The sequence below is a fragment of the Pantoea sp. BS_8 genome (assembly GCF_041954965.1).
In the GTDB taxonomy this organism is placed as follows: domain Bacteria; phylum Pseudomonadota; class Gammaproteobacteria; order Enterobacterales; family Enterobacteriaceae; genus Pantoea; species Pantoea stewartii.
Genome location: NZ_JAVAXU010000013.1, coordinates 81340 through 102152, shown reverse-complemented (window position 1 = coordinate 102152; position 20813 = coordinate 81340). Strand labels below are relative to the sequence as shown.

The following is a 20813-nucleotide window of genomic DNA, read 5'->3' as shown; positions in this document are numbered from 1 at the left end:
AGAGGCTCGGGATTGACCTCCGCCCGGTACCGCGAAACCCTCCGGGTAATCATGATTAAACACAGTTCAGTTTACAGACGCGGCTGTCAGGCCAGTTTCCCTACCGCCGCCGCAATTTCAGGTAATGCCGCACGTGCAAACAACTCTTCAAAATCAGGCAGACGACCAAGGATTTCACGGTTGCAGGCATCTTGATACATGATCCAGCCATAGGTGGCCAGGCTGTCCATGGAACGGATGTTGCGTTGCGTCAGTGCCGCTTTGTAATCGGACATGCGTTTTGAACCGATCAGGCTGGCTAATTCGCTGTCGCTGTAGTTCTCAATGGCTGCCCGCGCATGGCGCTGCAGTTTACTGACCAGCGAAAAGTCCTCTGTCATCAGTAAATTACGAACCGCTTTCTCGACCGCCGGATCCTCAACGTGGGTGCCTTTCGGTAACTTGCCGAGAGCCAGCTGCTGTGCGAAGCTCAATACGGTGTAGTTATTGAGCAATACAAACATCTCGACCGTATCTGTCGCACCATAAGCCGGTACGGCACCGTCTGCAATGGTTTTGCCCTCACGCCACGCGGCTTTGAATTTCGCCACCTGATGCGCTGCCAGCGCGGTTGAGAGTTCTTCCAGCAAATCCTTACGGGATTTCGCCTTCAGGATTTCACCGCCATCCTGATACAGCAGCAGAGAGCGCGGCATCACATACACGAAGTGCTGACATTCGGTTTCCCAGTGCTCCAGCAGCCAGGCCGCACGTGGTGACTGCGTGGCGTCCAGATGCCAGTTCAGCATGGTCAGCACGGCCTGCTTATGAATCTGTGCCAGCTCATCGGCATCGGCAATGGAACCAAACAGAACGGAATCGCCCGCTGCATGGTTAGCCAGGGAGCCGTACGGATCGTACTGGTAAGCAAAGCCGCCGCTCATGCCGTTACCGAAGCCTTTACCAAAGGTGCCCAGGTTCAACACGGCACCGTTGGTCATGTATTCGCAACAGAAGTCACCGACGCCTTCCACTACCGCAGTGGCGCCAGAGTTACGCACTGCGAAGCGGTCACCCGCCTGGCCCTGCACGAACAGGCGGCCGCCCGTTGCGCCAAACAGAGCAAAGTTACCGATCAGGACGTTGCCATCGCTGTCCTGTGCGCCGCCGCCCGGTGATAACACCACCAGCTCGCCGCCGCACTGGCCTTTGCCCACCCCATCGTTGCAGGTGCCACGATGTTGCATCAGCATGCCGTCATTGCAGAAGGCACCGAAGGACTGACCGGCTGAGCCGGTGGTCGTAATATGCACCGTGGCCGGCGCCAGATAGCGACGACCGCGATCGTCCTGCAGCACAGAGGGCATCGCCTGCAGTTGCTCTGCTGTCAGGGTATGATTCAGCATGCGCTCGATATCGATCGCCAACTGACCGCCCACGCTTTTATTGCGGTTGTTCAGGACGACGTCGTGACCTAACTGCAGCGATGTCTTGCCCGCTGTCACCAGTTGCTGGTTGAGTTCTTCCACCCAGCCATCATCCAGCTCAAAATCTTTTTCCAGATAAACCGGCTTGTCGATTTTCAGCTCTGGCACCACGGTGAGCATGGCGCGCAGATCCAGCTTGCCGACTTCCAGCGGGTGATCCATCAAATGGAGCAGGTCAGCGCGCCCACGGGCCTCACGCAGCGAGCGCAGGCCCATACGCGCCAGGATTTCGCGGACTTCGTGTGCCACATTCAGGAAATACTGTGCGAGCTGACGCGGATCGCCATCAAAGGCTTCAGCATTCGTGGTTAACCCTGCCGGGCATTTGACGTTACAGTTCTTCGCCATCACGCATTTCAGCATCATCAGCGCAGTCGTACCGAATTCAAAGCTGTCACCGCCCAGCAGCGCGGATTTCACCACGTCGCTGCCCGTCTGCTGTGCACCTGAACAGCGCAGCAGGACTTTGTCGCGCAGGCCGTTCGCACACAGCGCCTGATGGACTTCGGCAATGCCGATTTCCGCGACGCGACCGGTATATTTCAGACTGGTCACCGAGGCGGCGCCCGTACCGCCCGTGTTACCGGCGACGTTAATAACGTCAGCACCGGCTTTCGCTACGCCCACGGCAATGGTGCCAATCCCTTCAGAGGACACCAGCTTCACAATGACGCGAACACGCGCCGCTTTGCAGTCGTGAATCAACTGGGCCAAATCTTCGATAGAGTAGGTGTCGTGGTGCGGTGGTGGCGAGACCAGCTCAACGCCCGGTGTGCCGCCACGTGCCGCCGCGATTTCGACGGTGACTTTCGCCGCAGGCAACTGGCCACCTTCGCCAGGTTTTGCACCCTGACCAATTTTGATCTCCAGCTCTTCCAGCATCGGATCGGCCAGGTACGCCGCCCAGACGCCGAAACGACCTGACGCCAGCTGCTTGATACGGGACGCACGGATAGTGCCATGACGGGAATAGTGCTCGCCGCCTTCCCCGCAGTTGCTCATGCCGCCGACCATGTTGGTGCCATGTGCGACAGCTTCATGTGCCGGTGCCACCAGCGCGCCGTGACTCATCGCCCCGGAGGCAAAAGTACGAGTGATTTCACAGGCAGGCTGAATTTCGCTTAACGGCAGTGAGGGCAGCGCAGTAAAAATGCGCGACAGATAGTCGGCAGCTTTACCTACGGCGGTGATTTTCAGGCCGCCTGCGACCACGTCCGCCGATTCGATTTCGTCACTGAAGCGGGCTTTCAGAGCCCGTGACAGATTCAGCAGACGTTCGCTTTCCGGCTTCAGTCCGGCGATGGCATCGGTCAGCCGCAGCATAAAGGTGTTCGGGCTGCCTTCGATGGCCTCGCATTCCAGGCCGCGAGTAGCAAATCCGTTGTTGGTCAGCGAATAACGGCCCAGTTTACGGCGGAATTCCGCTTCGCTGTCGATATGCGTCAGATCGGCCGGGAAGGCCAGAATGTCACGCAGCGCAGCAGGGCGGCGTTTACGCTCTTCATACATCAGGCTGGAGAACTGACGGTAATCGGCTGTGATGGCAAAGTTATTCATCACGTCATCAGGAATGCGCTCAAAGCTGCTGTCCTTGAACGTGTCAGGCTTGATGCCAAACGCATTATCCAGACGGGCCAGCGTCATCAGACGAATGAAATTGTCCTCTTCGCGCGCTTTGTCCGCAAAGCGAATCGGCTCTTCCGTCATATCAATAAAGGTACGCACGGCAATGGTGCCGTAGGAGTGGCCTGCGCCCTCTGCGCGCTCTTTAAACAGCCCCAGTAATGGCACTTCTGATTCGCCCTGAATTTTCAGCGCGCTTTGATGCCAGTCCACTGCCATTTGCGCGATGGTGGCAAAGCCCGCGCCACCAACAGGCGTTTTGATATTCGGGAAATACTTCTTCAGCACCGGATCGTCAGTGTTAAGGAAGTTAGGTTCAAAGAACTCACCGCTACTGTAGCTTTCAACGGTACACAGGCCTACTTTACCCATGGTCTTCATCAGGGCCTTTTCGGCGGCTTTGGCATAGCGTTTAAAGGCTTTATTGCCTTCTTCACCTTCACCGAATTTCTCCTCGGCACGCATCTGTACGCCGAGCGGATAGACAGCAGAGGCACCAAAGCCCAGCGTCGCGGCAATGTGATGCGACGAGATAATCTGCCCACTCTCCACCACCAGGGACACGTCAAGACGTAATCCTTCCTGTACCAGGCGCTGGTTCACCGCAGAAACCACCAACAGCATGGGCAGGGCGGCATGGGTGGACGAGATGTGGCGGTCGGTCAGGACGGCTATCCCGCCCTGAGAACGCGCGAAATCCACGACCTGCTGAGCCAGATCGTCAATCGCCTTCTCCAGCGCAGTGGCGTTGGCCGTACGGCTGAGCAGGTCTTTGCCGGTGACAGGTTCGTACAGCATGTCAAAACGGGCATAAGGTGCGACGTTCTGTTCGCGCAGCTGTAGCATGTCCAGGTGCGTCAGAATAGGCGTCGGCACAATAATCTGACGGCCTTTACTGCGTCCCAGGTGCGGTTTGGCTCCCAGTGCCACGCGCAGCGTCATACCGTCCGCTTCACGGATGGAGTCCAGCGGTGGGTTAGTGACCTGTGCAAAACGCTGCGAAAAGTAGTGCGCCATGCCGCCTTCGTGATCGGACAGACCATTGATCGCGTTGCCGTAACCCATAGCAGAGATTTTCTCGGCCCCGGTGTTCAGCATCGGGTCCATCATGAATTTGAAGCTTTCCTGGTTATAGTAGTAAGCCACAAAGCGCTGATAGGTTTTCAGATCGCCGCGATAGCGCAGAGGCGACCCTTGTTTCTCAGCAGGGATGACAGGCAACTCCTTGAGATCGACGCGAGATTTGCCGAGCAGTGCAGCGTAATCTTTTTCCGCAGCCAGCTTTTCCAGCGCTTCATGCGTGGTATAGCTGCGTTTTTCGCGATGATCAAAATAGAGCATGCCGCCGGCTTCGATACGACCACGGCGCAGTACGCTTTCCGGGGGAAAGGCAATCTGGCCGGCTTCCGACATGGCACCAATATACTCGGCGGTTTCTACCGAACGCAGTGGACGAAGACCCAGACGGTCAAGACGTGCGCCAATCACTTCCCCATTACCAAAGATCAACGCCGCAGGGCCGTCGTTCTTCTCTTCATAAAGTGAGAAATATTCCAGCATGTCACGCACCGCCGGAGAGAGCGCGGTGTCATTTTCCCATGCAGGTGGCATCATCGACACCACGGCGGTAATTAAGTCGAGATCGTCTTCCATCAGGCGGCTGTGAATGCTCTGGTCAAGACGGGAACTGTCTGACTGACCTTTCGGGCGAACGATAGTTTTTCCACGCGCAGAGGCCAGCGCGGATTCAGCAATCCGGTTTTTACGATCGGTATTCAGCTCACCGTTATGGGCCATTAACCGGAAAGGTTGCGCCATAGTGGTGTGCGGATCGGTATTGGTTGAGAAGCGGGTATGGAAAAACAGCCCACGGACCTGATGATCGGGATCGGTCAGATCTTTGAAATAAGGAATGACCTCATTGGAATTCAGACGGGCTTTGAATACCTGGGTACGGGACGAAAGCGACAGCGGATACAAACCGCCAAACTCACTTTTCGTAAAGGCCTCTGCCTCAATCGCCAGCAGGGCGCGATAAATCCGTTTTTCAAAATCGTTCTGGTGGCTGACATCCTGAGGCGCAGCAAAAATCCATTGCACGATGGGCAACTGAAACTGGACAGCGGCCGGACGCGTCACGCTGTTATCCAGCGGCATTTCGCGTTTCATGATCACCGGCAGATTAAAATGACGCAGCGTCTCTTCTACCAGGCGCTCCGCATTGGCACGCAGTTCAGCATCTTTAGGAACGAAGAAGTTACCCACGCCAAAGCGACCGGCTTCCAGCGCCTGACCGGTAATTTTACGGAAAAAGTGCAGTGAAAGATCGACGTTGACACCCGCGCCATCACCCACGCCTTCAGCGGACATGCCACCACGGTGCGGAACCGTGCAGAGTGCACTGTGCGCCATACGCAGAATGTCGTGGGTCTGCTCGCCGTCCTTACGGGTAATGAAACCTACACCACAGCTGTCACTTCCTGCTGCTGGGTTATATAAGCCATAGGATTCAGGTTTTTTAGTGGACATTGAGGGTCTCCTTAAACTGCTTTTGACATTACCTGCATTGTTTCAGGCACTGAGCTTTGTTAAACACTCTTCCCAGCGCGCATTCTTTTATTCCCGCGCCTGACAGCCTGCGCGATTTCGTTTTACGCACTTTTCATCGGCAGGAGGATAAGTCCGTGGATGTGTAGCGCGTGGTGTTTCCGTTCTCGAAAGGAGATGACTCAAACCATGCGGGCGTCATGTTGCATAGATATGCCGTGACGCTTGCCCATCATGAAAGCTTTCAGCGGAATTCCAACTTATCGGGAAAGCGAATCAAGGTCAAATAGCGAGCCTGACACAGTTTAATCACGTCTTTATGTCGATAACCAAATGAATTTATTATGCTTTTGTGTCTAAAATGTGTCAGTTTTTCATTAAGCGGCAGAGAGGGAAATGTGAACTCTATCACTGTGCCAGTGGCGTGAAATCGCTGAAGTATGCTGGCGACAGGGTACTAAACAGCATCAAATGCTGCTACAGGCAGTGGAAGCGCAGGATGTATCTGTTTTTCTTATAGCAGCAAATTTGAATCAATAAGGGGCATGTGATTAGTAAAATTAATCAGGTCGCGCTGCTTAAAACTTCGAATAATGTGAATGGCTATGCATGAAAAACAGGGCGTCGTGACAATAAAGCCTTGTCAGACGGAAAAGAAGAGGTTGGATACGCGCGCCTGTTTAGCAGACGGCCCTACAGATTCATTGAGTTAGCACAATTAGTCAAGGGTTTTAGCAATAATGGGGCAAACGTCGGCGAAGCAACGGCGTTTTGCACCATATAAGTGCATGACGGTCGCGATCTCGCCGGATGCACTAAGACGACGGTGACGTAAATACGCTATCATGTGGCTGTTCTCACCCAGGGAGTGTTTATGAAACAGATTCGCCTGCTGGCGCAATATTATGTTGATTTAATGGTCAAGCTTGGCCTGATCCGTTTTTCGCTGCTGCTGGCGTCTGCACTGGTCGTGCTGGCCATGATTGTGCAGATGGCGGTGACCATGGTACTGCGTGGCCATGTCGAAAGTATTGATATGGTGCGATCGGTCTTTTTCGGTCTGTTGATCACGCCCTGGGCGGTTTATTTTCTTTCCGTGGTGGTCGATCAGCTGGAAGAGTCACGCCAGCGTCTTGCCAGGCTGGTGGATAAGCTGGAAGAAATGCGTACGCGCGATCTTGAGCTGAATCAGCAGATGAAAGAGACCATTTCCCGACTCAATCAGGAAATTGCCGATCGTAAAAAAGCGGAGCAGGCACGTGAGCAGGTCATGGCTAAGCTACGCGAAGAGGTGGCGCGGCGCGAGCAGGCGCAAATAGAGCTGGAACAACAGTCGTCTTTCCTGCGCTCTTTTCTGGATGCATCACCAGATCTGGTCTTTTATCGCAATATCGACAAGCAGTTCTCAGGCTGTAACCGCGCCATGGAGCTGCTGACTGGTAAAAGTGAAAAACAGCTTATCGGGCTCACGCCACATGATATTTATGACAATGACACGGCGACTAAAGTGTTGGAAACCGATGAAAAAGTCTTTCGTCATAACGTCTCGCTCACCTATGAGCAGTGGCTGCAGTATCCCGATGGGCGGAAAGCCTGTTTTGAAATTCGTAAAGTGCCTTATTATGACCGGGTCGGTAAGCGCAGCGGCCTGATGGGCTTTGGCCGCGATATAACCGAACGTAAACGCTATCAGGACGCGCTGGAGAACGCGAGCCGGGAAAAGACCACCTTTATCTCTACGATCAGCCACGAGCTTCGTACGCCGCTTAACGGCATTGTCGGTCTGAGCCGCATTTTGCTGGATACCGATCTGAATCAGGAGCAGCTCAAGTACCTGAAAACCATCCATGTCTCTGCCATCACCCTGGGCAATATCTTTAACGACGTCATCGAAGTGGACAAAATCGAGCGACGCAAGGTACAGCTGGACAACCAGCCGCTGGATTTCACCAGTTTCCTGGCCGATCTGGAGAATCTCTCTGGCTTGCTGGCGCAGCCAAAAGGCCTGAAGTTTGTCATGGCCCCGCAGTTACCGCTGCCCCATAAAATCTCAACGGATGGTACACGACTACGGCAGATCCTGTGGAACCTGATCGGCAATGCCGTGAAGTTTACTCAGCAGGGTGAAATCATCGTGCGTATTGCCTATGAACAGGATGAAACGCTGCGCTTTGAGGTACAGGATTCCGGGCAGGGCATTCGCGAGGAAGAGCAGGACAAAATTTTTGCCATGTATTATCAGGTTACCGATCAGCATGGCGGCAAACCAGCAACCGGAACCGGTATCGGCCTGGCGGTCTCCCGCCGTCTGGCGCAGGCGATGGGCGGGGATATCAGCGTCAGTAGTGCACCGGGCCAGGGCTCCTGTTTTACCGTGGTGATTAAAGCGCCGCGTATTGCCGAGGAAGTAGAAGATGAAGGCGTTGACGATACGCTGCCGCTTCCGGCCCTGCACGTGCTGTTGGTGGAAGACATTGAGCTGAACGTCATTGTGGCACGCTCGGTTCTGGAAAAACTGGGATGCAGCGTTGACGTTGCCATGACGGGGCAAGCAGCGCTTGAGATGTTTGACCCGCTGGAGTTCGATTTGGTGCTACTGGATATTCAGTTACCGGATATGACCGGCATGGACGTGTCGCGTGCCATTCGTCAACGGTATCCTGATGCGCATTTGCCGCCGCTGGTTGCCTTAACCGCCAACGTATTGAAAGATAAAAAAGAGTATTTTGATGCGGGCATGGACGATGTGCTCAGTAAACCGCTTGCCGTACCTGCGTTAACGGCCATCATCAAAAAGTTTTGGGATGACCAACCCGGAAACGATGATCAGGCCGTTATGACGCCGGGCAGTCGTCAGTCCGATACCTTGCTGGACATTCCAATGCTTGAACAGTATCTGGAGCTGGTGGGACCCGGTCTGATTACGCAAAGCCTGACCATCTTCGAACAGATGATGCCGGGCTACCTGGAGGTACTGGACTCCAACCTGATGGCACGCGACGAAAAAGGCATTGCTGAAGAGGGCCACAAAATCAAAGGTGCCGCAGGGTCCGTTGGCTTACAGCATCTTCAACAGATCGCGAAACAAATTCAAAGCCCAGAATTACCGGCCTGGTGGGATAACGTGGGCGAATGGGTGGAAGAGCTGAAGCGTGAATGGCGGCACGATGTGCAGATATTGCGCGAGTGGGTGGCTGAGAAACAGCGGTGATCCAAAAAAAATGACCCCAGCCGAGGCCGGGGTGCGCTAATACTGCGCCAACACCAGGGAAAAAGTCGCTGCTGCTATGCTTAGTGTTTTTCAAGGCAACAACGGGTATTGGTTAACACATGCAACACCTTATCAAATTCGAATTAGCTTGTGACAAGATTCATTAAAATTTGTGATGTTGAACAGCGTTTAAATACAGGAAACATTAATTTGCCAACATAGTCAAGAAAGGAATCAATTTTACCGTTACATTGGTTGTTTTTTGAACAAAAGTTCTGTTTTTTGTACGGGTTTAACCCAAATTTGTTAACAAAGCCTGTGTTAAGCCTCTTAACACAAATGATTCGTCACTGATGCGAACTAAATTGGCTATAAGCTTATGATAATAAAGAATAATAAAAGGATTGGGTCAGGAAGGTCCAAAACGTTTCGGAAAACGTCATCCGCCCTGGCGCTTAAAAGGTTTTATCAATAGAAAAGTTTGTAATGTTTGGAGAAACATATTAATAAAAAAACATGCATTGCGGTTAAGAAATGCCATAAGTACGTTAATGCCTGCCGCATTGCTGCAACCTGTGTTCAGGCGCGCCCGAAATAAAATATAAGTTTTATGAAACATTGATGGCTGCAATTATCACGAATTAGTCTCATCGCTCTGCAAGGAATGGTGTGAGACTTCGTAAATGGAACCGATTCCTTTTTAAGGGAACTTATTGAACTCATTCATACTATTGTTGCATCGCAGATGCATTTTCTTTGCCATATCATAAAGGTGACAGGCCCGGACGGCGAATTTTTCAGGAACGCTTTTTATCATCAGGGGTGATTACACCTGAAATTAATTAAAAAACGACATAATGATGAGACGATTGTATGAGTAAGCATAAAGGGAAGCTTTGGCAGGGTGTAAAGCGCATTGTGCTGCGCATTCTGCTGATTTGGGCAGGGCTGTGGCTGGCAGGTATTTTACTTTTTTCCTTTCTCCCGGTGCCTTTCTCTGCCGTGATGGCTGAACGCCAGATCGGTGCCTGGCTGCGTGGCGATTTCAGCTATGTCTCACATTCGGATTGGGTGGGGACACAGGCGATGTCGCCCTGGATAAGGCTGGCCGTTATCGCGTCGGAAGATCAAAACTTTCCTCACCACTGGGGCTTTGATGTGGCAGCCATTCAGTCTGTACTGGACAGCGATGATAACCGGATGCGCGGTGCGTCAACGCTGTCACAGCAAACGGCTAAAAATCTGTTTTTGTGGGATGGACGTAGCTGGATGCGTAAAGGACTGGAAGCGGGTCTGACGGTCGGCCTGGAAACCGTTTGGACTAAACGCCGTATCTTAACGGTTTACCTGAATATCGCGGAGTTTGGTAAAGGGACCTTTGGTGTTGAGGCGGCGTCCCGGCGTTTTTTCAACAAGCCTGCCAGTCGCTTAACCATGTCAGAAGCGGCGTTACTGGCGGCCGTTTTACCTAACCCGCTGCGCTTTCGTGCCGACGCGCCGTCAGGCTATGTGCGTCAGCGCCAGCAATGGATACTCCGACAGATGCGCCAACTGGGAGGAGAGGGCTTCCTGCAGCGCAATCATCTGGACTGACGTTACTCTTCGTCGAAACCGGCTTCGAAGAGTTCAATGACGGCGGCCAGCGCGTCAGTTTCCTGGGGGCCGCTGGCTTCGATCTCAATATGGCCGCCCTTGGCGGAATCCAGCATCAGCAACGCGATAACGCTGCTGGCTTCGGCTTCTGTGCCGGCCTCGTTGCGTAACAGCACTTCGGCATCGAAACTTTGCACCAGTTCAAACAGCTTCATGGCGGGGCGTGCATGCATGCCCAGCTTGTTTCTGATTTCCACGGTTTGCTTAACGGTCATGATTTACGTTTTTCCAGTGTGCGATGACGGGACTGTACATTTTTACCCCGGGAGCGGAAATAATCAGCGAGCTGTTCTGCAATATACACCGAGCGGTGTTTGCCACCGGTGCAACCAATCGCCACGGTGAGATAGCTGCGGTTGTTCGTTTCCAGCATGGGCAGCCAGAGTTCCAGATAACTGCGTGTCTGATAAATGAAGTTATGGACTTCGGTATGACGATCCAGAAAAGCCGCGACGGGACGATCCAGCCCCGTCATCGGGCGCAGTTTGGGATCCCAGTGTGGATTGGGCAGGAAACGCACGTCAAAGACGTAGTCCGCATCAATGGGAATACCATGTTTGAAGCCAAACGACTCAAACACCATAGTCAGCTCCCGCTCGCGTTTACCCAGTAAGCGGGTACGCAACATCTCAGCCAGTTCATGCACCGACATCTCTGACGTATCAATGATCAAATCGGCACGCGAGCGCAGCGGCTCGAGCAGGTCACTCTCTTCATCAATCGCGCTTTCCAGCGACAGATTTTTGCTGGACAGGGGATGGAGGCGACGCGTATCACTGTAACGGCGGATCAGCGTATTGCGGTCGGCATCAAGAAACAGCAACTGGGGCGAGAATCCGGAAGGCAGATTATTCAGCGCGGTTTCAAAAATTTCAGGCGACTCAGGCATGTTACGCACATCGATACTCACCGCCGCTGAGATATTGCGCTCAACCAGTGATTCTGCCAGCTGAGGCAACAACACGACCGGCAGGTTATCCACGCAGTAAAAACCCATGTCTTCCAGTGCGCGCAGCGCCACTGATTTTCCTGAGCCTGACCGACCGCTGACGATCATCAGCACCATGACCTTCTCTCCCGTTTTAAAGCCGGCTCACGCCGGTAAATCACGCGCTTTATTGCTCTGTTTGTTCTTCGGTAATGATGGCATACAGCTCTTCATCGCTCTGCGCAGCACGCAGACGGCGGCAAACCGTTTTATCCGCCAGCCGTTTGGCGACTAACGACAGTGTATGTAAGTGAGTTTTACACTGGTCCGCGGGCACGAGGAGCGCAAAAAGGAGATCGACAGGCTGATTATCCACGGCATCAAATGCGATGGGTTGCTCAAGGCTGATAAAGACACCGACGGCACGTAACGTATCCTCCTCCAGCTTGCCATGCGGAATAGCAATACCGTTGCCAATACCGGTACTTCCCATGCGCTCGCGGGTCAGTATCGCTTCAAACAGCGTTTGATGCGGCAGGTTGAGCTGCTTAGCGGCCAGTTCACTGATAATTTCCAGCGCCCGTTTTTTGCTTTGGCAGTGTACGCTGCTGCGGGTGCAGTCTGGCGAAAGCACTGTGCTCAGTTCCAGTGTTAAATCATTGTTCATTTTCGTTTCACTTGCGAGTTCACTTAGCCAGTAAACCGGTACGCGGTAATCACGTAGCGGAATCATGGCGCTGGCACAGATGACAAAACGGGGCGGTTAATCCGCCCCATCCTTTCAGCTCTGCGCGCCCGGCGCGCCTGCCAGCGTGAAGGTTAGTGTTTTTTTAACTTGTCTTTATATTTGGTCAGTTGACGGGCCAGCTTGTCAATCAGCCCGTCAATTGCCGCATACATATCTTCCGCTTCCGATGTGGCGTGCAGCTCGCCCCCGTTCACGTGCAATGTGGCATCAGCAACCTGTGTCACCTTCTCAACGTTCAGGACAACATATACCTGGTTGATATGATCAAAGTAGTGTTCCAGTTTGGCAAATTTCGCCGTGACGAATTCACGCAGTGGCTCGGTGATTTCAACATTTTGCCCGGTAAGGTTCAGCTGCATAGGTCTTCCTTCTCTCTGTTAAACCAACTGCTTACGTTGGTTTGAAGGCGGTATGGACAAAGACTCTCGATATTTTGCAACGGTACGACGTGCCACTATGATCCCTTGATCAGATAACATGGAGGTCAGTTTACTGTCACTCAAGGGCTTAGCGGGATTTTCCGCCGAGATTAATTTTTTTACCAGTGCCCGTATCGCAGTAGATGAGGCTTCGCCTCCTCCTTCAGTATTAACATGACTGGAGAAAAAATACTTCAGTTCAAAAATGCCACGCGGGCTGTGAAGATATTTTTGCGTGGTGACGCGGGAAATCGTGGATTCATGCATATCCACCGCCTGGGCAATATCGGCCAGCACCATCGGACGCATAAACTCTTCGCCCTGCTCAAAAAAGGCCTGTTGCTGTTCAACAATGCAGCGTGAGACTTTTAACAGCGTCTCATTGCGACTTTCCAGACTTTTGATCAGCCAGCGCGCCTCCTGCAAATTACTGCGGATAAACTGACTGTCACTGTCATTACGCGCAGCACCGCCCATGGCGGCATAGTGCTGGTTGATTTTAAGCCGCGGCAGACTGTCGGTATTGAGTTCTACCGTCCAGCGCGTCGCAATTTTACGGACCAGCACATCAGGAATAACGTATTCAGGTTCGCCAGTATTGATCGACTGGCCCGGACGTGGATCGAGCGACTGAATCAGCAGCATTGCCTCTTTCAGTACGTCTTCCTTTAAACGCGTGACGCGCATCAGGCTGCGGAAATCATGGTTGGCCAGCAGATCCAGATGATGGCTGACGATCAGGCGGGCTTCAGAGAGCGTTGGCGTTTCAGGCGCATACTGCGACAACTGTACCAGCAGGCAATCACGCAAATCACGTGCACCTACGCCGATCGGATCAAAATGTTGAATGCGCTTTAAAACGGCCTCAACTTCGTCCATTTCCAGCTCATCGTCGCCGATACTGTCGAGAATGTCTTCAAGCGAAACGGTAAGGTAACCCGTATCGTCAATGGCATCGACGATAGACGTTGCGATCGCCCGATCGGTATCGCTAAACGGCGTCAGCTCAACCTGCCACATCAGATAATCTTGCAGCGACTGGGTGGTTTCGCCCTGGTAGATGGGCAGTTCGTCATCCTGATAGTCCGTACCGGTTCCTGATGGCGTTCCCGCGGTATAGATTTCATCCCAGGTCGCGTCGAGCGGCAGCTCTTCGGGCATATCCTTTTGTTCCAGCGCTTCACGCGTATCAAGTCCCGCTTCGCCTTCCTGATACTCTTTTGCGTCTATTTCTTCATGCTGTTCAGTCTGTTCAAGCAGGGGATTACTTTCCAGGGCCAGCTGTAGCTCTTGCTGAAGTTCAAGCGTAGAAAGCTGCAACAGACGTATCGCCTGTTGCAGTTGTGGGGTCATCGCCAGTTGCTGGCTGAGCCGGAGTTGTAAACCTTGCTTCATAGACAGGATGAATATTCCCGGGTAACCATCAGTATTAACGACACCTTATCAGAGTCTGAACTCTTCACCCAAATAAACACGTTTAACCTGCTCATCTGCAAGGACTTCATTCGGCGTACCGTGAGCAATCAGGTTGCCCTGGCTGACAATATAGGCCCGTTCACAGACCGCCAGCGTTTCACGCACGTTGTGGTCAGTGATTAACACGCCAAGCCCACTGTCGCGCAGATGTTCAATAATCTTTTTGATATCAATAACGGAAATCGGGTCAACACCGGCAAAAGGCTCATCCAGCAGAATGAATTTGGGATTTGCGGCCAGCGCACGGGCAATTTCCACACGGCGACGTTCACCGCCCGACAGTGACTGTCCCATATTGTCGCGCAGATGTGCAATATGGAACTCATCCATGAGCTCATTCGCCCGATCCTGTCGCTGTTCTTCGGTTAAATCATCACGAATTTGCAGCACGGCCATCAGGTTGTCGTAAACGCTCAGACGCCGGAAGATTGACGCTTCCTGGGGCAGGTAGCCGATACCGCGACGCGCACGCGCGTGGAGCGGCAGAATACTGATGTCTTCATCGTCGATGACAATGCGGCCCGCATCGCGCGGAACAATCCCGACCACCATATAGAAGGTGGTGGTTTTACCGGCACCGTTTGGGCCGAGCAGGCCGACGATTTCACCGGATTTTACCTGCAGACTGACGTCTTCAACCACGCGACGGCCTTTGTACGCCTTCGCCAGGTTCTCTGCGATTAATGTGGCCATAGTGATCAGTTACTCTTTTTTTCGCTATTGGTTGACGCGGGCTTGTCCTGCAACTGCGACGGCACCAGAACTGTGGTCACGCGCTTGCTCTGGCCCTGGCTGTAAGCCTGCATTTTTTGCTCTTTGACCAGGTAAGTAATGCGGTCGCCTTTAATATTGCTGTCCAACTGCTCAATGTACGCATTGCCCGTCAGCTCAACAAAGTCATTAGCAAGCTCGTAATGCAGTTTGGACGCGTGTCCCTGTACCGGTTTACCGTTGTCCTGCATCTGATAGAAGGTCGCCGGATTGCCGTAGGCATCAACGATAGTTTTTTTGCTGTCGCCGCCCGGACGGGTCACCACGACTTTATCTGCCGTAATCTTGATCGACCCCTGAGTTACGACCACATTACCGGTAAAGGTCGCGACGTTGCCTTGCAGGTCCAGCGACTGATTTTCAGAGTCGATATTAACGGGTTTGTCCGAGTCACCGGTCAGCGCCAGCGCCGGCAGGCTGGCTGCAAGCAGCAGGCTGGCCAGTAAAAACTTAATGCTGTTTTTGTTCATTTTGAATTTCATAAGAGGTTTTGACCTTTTCGAGTAACTCGGCTTGCTTTGTCCGTAAATTTCCACGCATTTTCATGCCGGTAGAGTTAAAACTGCGGCCATATAACGTCACCTGATCGTCCGAGGCGACGTCCTGAGTGACAAGATTGACCTGAGCGTTATCCGTTTTGATGCGCTCCAGTTCAGAATCTGGCGCCAGCGCATTCAGCTCAACATGACCATATAAATACAGCATACGATCTTTAGTGAGCTTTGCTTTATCTGAACGTACCGTCCAGGTCGGCATTTTATTCTCGTCGTAGGTTGTCATGACCGGATTATCAAACCAGCTGGTTCCCGTATTTTCGAAATACGTAACTTTGTCCGAGATCAGCTTATAAGCCAGGCCACCCTGAGGGTTGTAGACTAAGGTATGCGAATTGGCACTGGTGTAGGTTGGCGTTTGATCATTATTCATTACCGGTGCGCCATCGTCGCTGTCCCGGTTAGTGAAATTCCAGCCAATGAGCACCAGCGCAATCAAGGCCAGCCCCAACGTTATCCAACGCCTGCTTTTACTCATACTGATTGCCCTTTGGCATCCTCAAATTTATTTTGCGCCATCAAAATGAGATCGCACAGTTCACGCACTGCGCCGCGCCCACCGGCGATACGTGTGACGTAACGCGCTCGTGCTAACAGCAGCGGGTGCGCATCGGCCACCGCTACGCTGAGCCCTACTTTTGCCATAACTGGCCAGTCGATCAGATCGTCACCAATATAAGCCACCTGCTCGTCAGAGAGCGACAGTGTATCCAGAAGTTCGCGATAGGCCAAAAGCTTATCTGATTGCCCCTGATAAAGATGGCGAATCCCCAGCGTTTTGCAGCGGTCTTCCAGTAACCGGGCCGTGCGACCGGTAATAATAGCCACTTCAATGTCCGAGGTCAGCAGGCAACGAATGCCGTAACCGTCGCGCACATTAAAGGTTTTCAGTTCTTCTCCACTGTTACCCATGTAGATCAGGCCATCAGACATCACGCCGTCCACATCGCAAATCAGCAGGCGAATGTGCCCGGCACGGGCCATAATGTCGGCACTGACCGGGCCGTAACATGTTTCTATAGCGGCAATCTCAGACTGCATTGTGTCTTCCTGTTTACACTACGCCTGCGCGCAGCATGTCATGCATATGTACCACACCCAGCAGATGGTCGTCATCGGCTACCAGCAGGGAGGTAATGTTTTTGGTTTGCATTAAATTCAGCGCATCGACGGCCAGCACGTTCGGACGTACGCGGATGCCGCCACGCGTCATGACTTCTGCAATGGTCGCTTTTTGAAAATCGATGCCCATGTCAAAGATGCGGCGCAGGTCACCATCGGTAAAAACGCCTTCAATCTTCATCAAATCGTCAACAATCACGGTCAGGCCCAGATTTTTACGGGTTATCTCCAGCAACGCATCCCGCAATGATGCATCCCGCGTGACGTGCGGTAACTCATCACCGCTGTGCATGATGTCGCTCACGTGCAGCAGCAGTTTACGGCCCAGCGCACCGCCCGGATGCGACAGCGCGAAATCTTCAGGCGTGAAGCCGCGTGCCTCCAGCAGGGAGACCGCCAGTGCATCGCCCATTACCAAAGCTGCGGTGGTACTGGTTGTAGGGGCCAGGCCCATTGGACAGGCTTCCTGCGGCACCTTGACGCAAAGATGAATATCGGCGGCCCGGGCCATGGCGCTTTCAGGTCGACTGGTCAGACAGATCAGTTTAATCTGCTGGCGTTTCACCACCGGAATCAGCGCCAGAATCTCGCTGGATTCGCCGCTATTGGAAATGGCAAGCACCACGTCGTCTTTACCCACCATTCCCAGGTCGCCGTGGCTGGCTTCCGCTGGATGCACAAAGAAAGCCGGCGTGCCGGTGCTGGCAAAGGTCGCCGCCATTTTTTTACCAATATGACCTGACTTGCCCATCCCCATAACCACCACTTTTCCCTTACAGGCATAAATCATGGCGCAGGCGTCGGAAAAAGCCTCGTTGATATACTGGTCAAGCTGCTCAAGGCCTTCGCGCTCAATGCGCAGAACCGTTTTACCGGCTCGCTGAAAATCAAACTCTACCGTTGGTTGCTGATGTGACATGGCAAATCTGTCCTTTTTAGCCGCCCATAAACGCTGGCTGTAGCCACAGCAACGTTACCCAGACGAAGAAACCACAGAGTAAAAGCGTCCCCGCCGTACGGCCAATGCGTCGGTGGCGCAACAGACAAAGCATGGCGAACAGTACGCTTACGCCAAGCATTATCCAGTAATCGCGTGCAAAAGCGTGATAATCGACGCTGCCGGGGTGAATCAGTGCCGGCAGGCCCAACACGATAGCGAGGTTATAAATATTGGCCCCAATCAGGTTGCCAATCGCAATATCATCTTCGCCTTTCAACGCACCGGCGATGACCGTAGCCAGCTCCGGCAGACTGGTGCCGACGGCGATAAGCGTCAGCCCCATAACCAGTTCACTCACGCCAAAGTAGTCGGCAAAGACCGTCGCATTATCAATCACCATGTGTGTCGACATGGGCAGGATAATCAGGGCGACAGCCAGCCAGAGAAAGGCCACGGTGTTACCCGTCTCTTCGCGTGGCAGCTCAGCCAGTTGTTCACGCGTCAGCGTATCGTTATTGTCATTTTCTGCTTTACGCGCGATGCGAATAGTCACAATCAGATAAATCGCGGCGATGGCAATCAGGGCGATACCGTCCAGTCGACTAAGATAGTTATCAAACAGCGTAATACCGCTCAGTAATGAGACCAGCACCATCAGCGGCAGTTCACGGCGAATTAAGTTGGAATGGATACTGAGCGGATGCAACAGCGCCGCGCCGCCGAGAATCAAAAGTATATTGGTGATGTTCGAACCAAGCGCGGTGCCCACCGCCAGATCCATTTGGCCATACTGCGCAGCGGAGAAGGAAAGGATGATCTCCGGAAGCGAGGTACCGATACTGACGACGGTCATGCCGATGATTAACGGTGGGATCCCGAACGATCGGCAAAGTATTGCAGCACTAAACACCAGACGATCGGCACCATAAGCCAGTAAAAGCAGTCCGATAATCAGCAGTGCGGTTGCGACGAACATGAAAAATCCTTGCTTAAAACCCCTGTTGGCTTGCCTTCAGGTTCGATGTGACAAAACAGGCGCTGATTTTGACCGTCCGAGCGACAAAAGTAAATTTTATGACCGTTTTCGCCAAATCTTTGCATTAAGTTTCTGTAAAGCTATCGTGCGTTTAACCTTAACAGGCTACCATCGTACCCTATGTTTACGCCCGATCCGTAATAGAGGTGATAATGATCCAACAAAAAACGAACCTGGTTGAGGTTCGTGGCGTGAGTTTCTCACGTGGCGATCGCAAAATTTTCGACGATATTTCCCTTACGGTACCCAAAGGCAAAGTGACGGCGATCATGGGGCCGTCAGGGATCGGGAAAACAACGCTGCTGCGCTTGATTGGCGGGCAACTTCAGCCTGACAGCGGCGAGATCTGGTTCCGGGACGAGAACATTCCGACATTGTCGCGCACCCGATTGTATGAAGCGCGTAAAAAGATGAGCATGCTGTTTCAGTCCGGTGCACTTTTTACCGATTTAACCGTCTACGAAAATGTGGCCTGGCCGCTTCGTGAACACACACGGTTGCCGGCGGCGCTTCTGCACAGCACCGTCATGATGAAGCTGGAAGCCGTGGGGTTACGGGGTGCCGCGCAGTTGAAACCTGCGGAGCTTTCGGGCGGAATGGCGCGCAGGGTGGCCCTGGCTCGGGCTATTGCCCTGGAGCCCGAGTTAATTATGTTCGATGAGCCGTTTGTGGGTCAGGATCCTATTACCATGGGCGTACTGGTTAAACTGATTGATGAGCTTAACCATGCACTGGGACTGACATGCATTGTGGTGTCGCATGACGTGCCTGAAGTGTTAAGTATTGCCGATTATGCTTATATCGTGGCGGGACAAAAAATTATCGCGCACGGGACCACGCCCGATTTGCGTGCCAACAATGACCCACGCGTGCGCCAGTTTATCGACGGCATTGCGGACGGGCCCGTACCGTTTCGTTTTCCGGCGGGCGATTATTTGGCCGATTTAACCGGGTCAGGGAGAAGCTAAGCTGATGTTGTTAAAAGCACTGGCGTCATTAGGACGTCGGGGGATTGGAACCTGCGCCAGCTTTGGGCGTGCCGGATTGATGCTTTTTCATGCGCTGGTCGGTAAACCCGCGTTTCGCAAACACTTCCCGCTGTTAGTCAAACAACTCTACAGCATTGGCGTCCTGTCTTTGGTGATCATTGTGGTCTCCGGGTTATTTATCGGCATGGTGCTGGGGTTGCAGGGCTATCTGGTATTAAACACCTATGGTGCAGAAACCAGCCTGGGCATGTTGGTGGCACTGTCATTGCTACGTGAACTGGGGCCGGTTGTCACAGCCCTGCTGTTTGCAGGTCGGGCAGGGTCGGCGTTAACGGCTGAGATTGGGCTGATGAAGGCCACGGAACAGCTGTCCAGCATGGAGATGATGGCGGTCGATCCTCTGCGCCGTGTTGTCTCACCACGTTTTTGGGCAGGCTTTATCAGCATGCCGCTGCTGGCACTCATCTTCACCGCCGTAGGGATTACCGGCGGCGCGCTGGTGGGCGTGAGCTGGAAAGGTATTGACCCTGGCTTCTTCTGGTCGGCGATGCAAAATGCCGTCGATTTTCGTAGCGATGTGGTTAACTGCATTATTAAAAGCGCCGTTTTTGCCGTCACGGTTACCTGGATCGCGCTGTTTAATGGTTACGATGCGATTCCGACCTCTGAAGGTATTAGTCGCGCCACGACGCGCACCGTGGTGCATGCATCACTGGCGGTCCTCGGTTTAGATTTTGTGCTGACAGCACTGATGTTTGGGAATTGATGCGATGCAAAGCAAAAAAAGCGAAATTTGGGTTGGCGTTTTTATGATCATGGCACTGTTAGCGGTGCTGTTCCTTTGCCTGCGCGTGGCGGATCTTAAATCGCTGGGGACAGAACCCACCTGGAAGCTGTATGCCACCTTCGATAATATCGGCGGCCTGAAAGTCAGTTCGCCTGTTAAAATTGGTGGTGTCGTGATTGGTCGGGTGACAGATATTTCACTTGAACCGAAAACATTACTGCCACGCGTCACGATGGATATCAGCGACAAGTATGCCAACCAGATTCCGGACACCAGTTCGCTGGCCATCCGTACTCAGGGCTTGCTGGGCGAGCAGTTTCTGTCGTTAAACGTTGGCTTTGACGATCCTGAGCTGGGCTCGGCGATGTTAAACGATGGTGGCACGATACGCGATACCAAGTCGGCGATGGTACTGGAGGACCTGATAGGCCAGTTCCTGTATAAAAGCGGCGACAACAAAGGTAACAAGCAAACCGGTGACAGTAAGGATGCGCAGGGTGGCGATACTGCCGCTCCCGCAGCCGCTCAACCTTAACAGAGGGA

General features: G+C 53.1%; 17 protein-coding genes. 5 read left to right on the top strand and 12 right to left on the bottom strand.

Annotation, left to right across the window (positions count from 1 at the left end):
* Positions 1-86: 86 nt before the first annotated feature.
* A complete protein-coding gene (locus RAC65_RS19510; protein WP_058702618.1) occupies positions 87-5618 on the bottom strand; it encodes a glutamate synthase-related protein in 5532 nt (1843 codons plus the stop codon).
* Between the two features lie 892 nt (positions 5619-6510).
* Here RAC65_RS19510 and arcB point away from each other — a divergent pair.
* Together arcB and mtgA are read left to right on the top strand one after the other, a co-directional pair.
* Positions 6511-8847 (top strand): aerobic respiration two-component sensor histidine kinase ArcB, encoded by a 2337-nt coding sequence (arcB, locus tag RAC65_RS19505; RefSeq protein ID WP_033739163.1) that lies wholly within the window; start codon positions 6511-6513, stop codon positions 8845-8847.
* A gap of 873 nt (positions 8848-9720) precedes the next feature.
* Positions 9721-10440, top strand: a complete 720-nt coding sequence (gene mtgA, locus RAC65_RS19500; RefSeq protein WP_033739165.1) for a monofunctional biosynthetic peptidoglycan transglycosylase — start codon at positions 9721-9723, stop codon at positions 10438-10440.
* Positions 10441-10442: 2 nt separating this feature from the next.
* Here the strand turns inward: mtgA and npr are convergent, their stop codons facing one another.
* From npr to RAC65_RS19445, 11 genes are all read right to left on the bottom strand, one after another.
* Positions 10443-10715 (bottom strand): PTS phosphocarrier protein NPr, encoded by a 273-nt coding sequence (gene npr / locus RAC65_RS19495; protein WP_006121730.1) that lies wholly within the window; start codon positions 10713-10715, stop codon positions 10443-10445.
* Positions 10712-11566: an RNase adapter RapZ gene (gene rapZ, locus RAC65_RS19490; RefSeq protein WP_006121731.1), complete on the bottom strand. Its 855-nt coding sequence runs from the start codon at positions 11564-11566 to the stop codon at positions 10712-10714. The genes npr and rapZ overlap by 4 nt, the downstream gene beginning before the upstream one ends.
* A gap of 49 nt (positions 11567-11615) precedes the next feature.
* Positions 11616-12095 carry a PTS IIA-like nitrogen regulatory protein PtsN gene (gene ptsN / locus RAC65_RS19485; protein ID WP_033739256.1) on the bottom strand — a complete coding sequence of 160 codons (480 nt, stop codon included), beginning with the start codon at positions 12093-12095 and terminating at the stop codon, positions 11616-11618.
* Positions 12096-12247: 152 nt separating this feature from the next.
* Positions 12248-12535 (bottom strand): ribosome hibernation promoting factor, encoded by a 288-nt coding sequence (gene hpf / locus RAC65_RS19480; protein ID WP_006121733.1) that lies wholly within the window; start codon positions 12533-12535, stop codon positions 12248-12250.
* 18 nt (positions 12536-12553) lie between these two features.
* Complete coding sequence (gene rpoN, locus RAC65_RS19475; protein WP_039338897.1) at positions 12554-13990, bottom strand: RNA polymerase factor sigma-54; 1437 nt, start codon at positions 13988-13990, stop codon at positions 12554-12556.
* Positions 13991-14038: 48 nt separating this feature from the next.
* Positions 14039-14764 carry an LPS export ABC transporter ATP-binding protein gene (gene lptB / locus RAC65_RS19470; protein ID WP_006121735.1) on the bottom strand — a complete coding sequence of 242 codons (726 nt, stop codon included), beginning with the start codon at positions 14762-14764 and terminating at the stop codon, positions 14039-14041.
* Positions 14765-14769: 5 nt separating this feature from the next.
* Entirely contained in the window at positions 14770-15324 is a 555-nt protein-coding gene (lptA, locus tag RAC65_RS19465; RefSeq protein WP_033739170.1) for a lipopolysaccharide ABC transporter substrate-binding protein LptA, read from the bottom strand.
* A complete protein-coding gene (gene lptC / locus RAC65_RS19460; RefSeq protein WP_262959772.1) occupies positions 15293-15874 on the bottom strand; it encodes an LPS export ABC transporter periplasmic protein LptC in 582 nt (193 codons plus the stop codon). The genes lptA and lptC overlap by 32 nt, the downstream gene beginning before the upstream one ends.
* A complete protein-coding gene (kdsC, locus tag RAC65_RS19455) occupies positions 15871-16437 on the bottom strand; it encodes a 3-deoxy-manno-octulosonate-8-phosphatase KdsC (RefSeq protein ID WP_039338895.1) in 567 nt (188 codons plus the stop codon). The genes lptC and kdsC overlap by 4 nt, the downstream gene beginning before the upstream one ends.
* Before the next feature lie 13 nt (positions 16438-16450).
* Positions 16451-17437, bottom strand: a complete 987-nt coding sequence (gene kdsD / locus RAC65_RS19450) for an arabinose-5-phosphate isomerase KdsD (protein WP_006121739.1) — start codon at positions 17435-17437, stop codon at positions 16451-16453.
* 16 nt (positions 17438-17453) lie between these two features.
* Positions 17454-18434 (bottom strand): calcium/sodium antiporter, encoded by a 981-nt coding sequence (locus RAC65_RS19445; RefSeq protein WP_006121740.1) that lies wholly within the window; start codon positions 18432-18434, stop codon positions 17454-17456.
* Between the two features lie 212 nt (positions 18435-18646).
* On the opposite strand from RAC65_RS19445, the gene mlaF reads away from it, so the two are divergent.
* From mlaF to mlaD, 3 genes are read left to right on the top strand one after another with little or no spacing between them, the layout of a single operon-like run.
* The gene (gene mlaF, locus RAC65_RS19440) at positions 18647-19462 is read left to right on the top strand and encodes a phospholipid ABC transporter ATP-binding protein MlaF (RefSeq protein WP_006121741.1); all 816 of its coding nucleotides are present in this window, start codon (positions 18647-18649) and stop codon (positions 19460-19462) included.
* A 4-nt stretch (positions 19463-19466) separates the two neighbouring features.
* Positions 19467-20249, top strand: coding sequence for a lipid asymmetry maintenance ABC transporter permease subunit MlaE (gene mlaE / locus RAC65_RS19435; RefSeq protein ID WP_006121742.1), 783 nt, complete (start codon positions 19467-19469; stop codon positions 20247-20249).
* Positions 20250-20253: 4 nt separating this feature from the next.
* Positions 20254-20805 carry an outer membrane lipid asymmetry maintenance protein MlaD gene (mlaD, locus tag RAC65_RS19430; protein WP_006121743.1) on the top strand — a complete coding sequence of 184 codons (552 nt, stop codon included), beginning with the start codon at positions 20254-20256 and terminating at the stop codon, positions 20803-20805.
* Positions 20806-20813 lie beyond the last annotated feature (8 nt).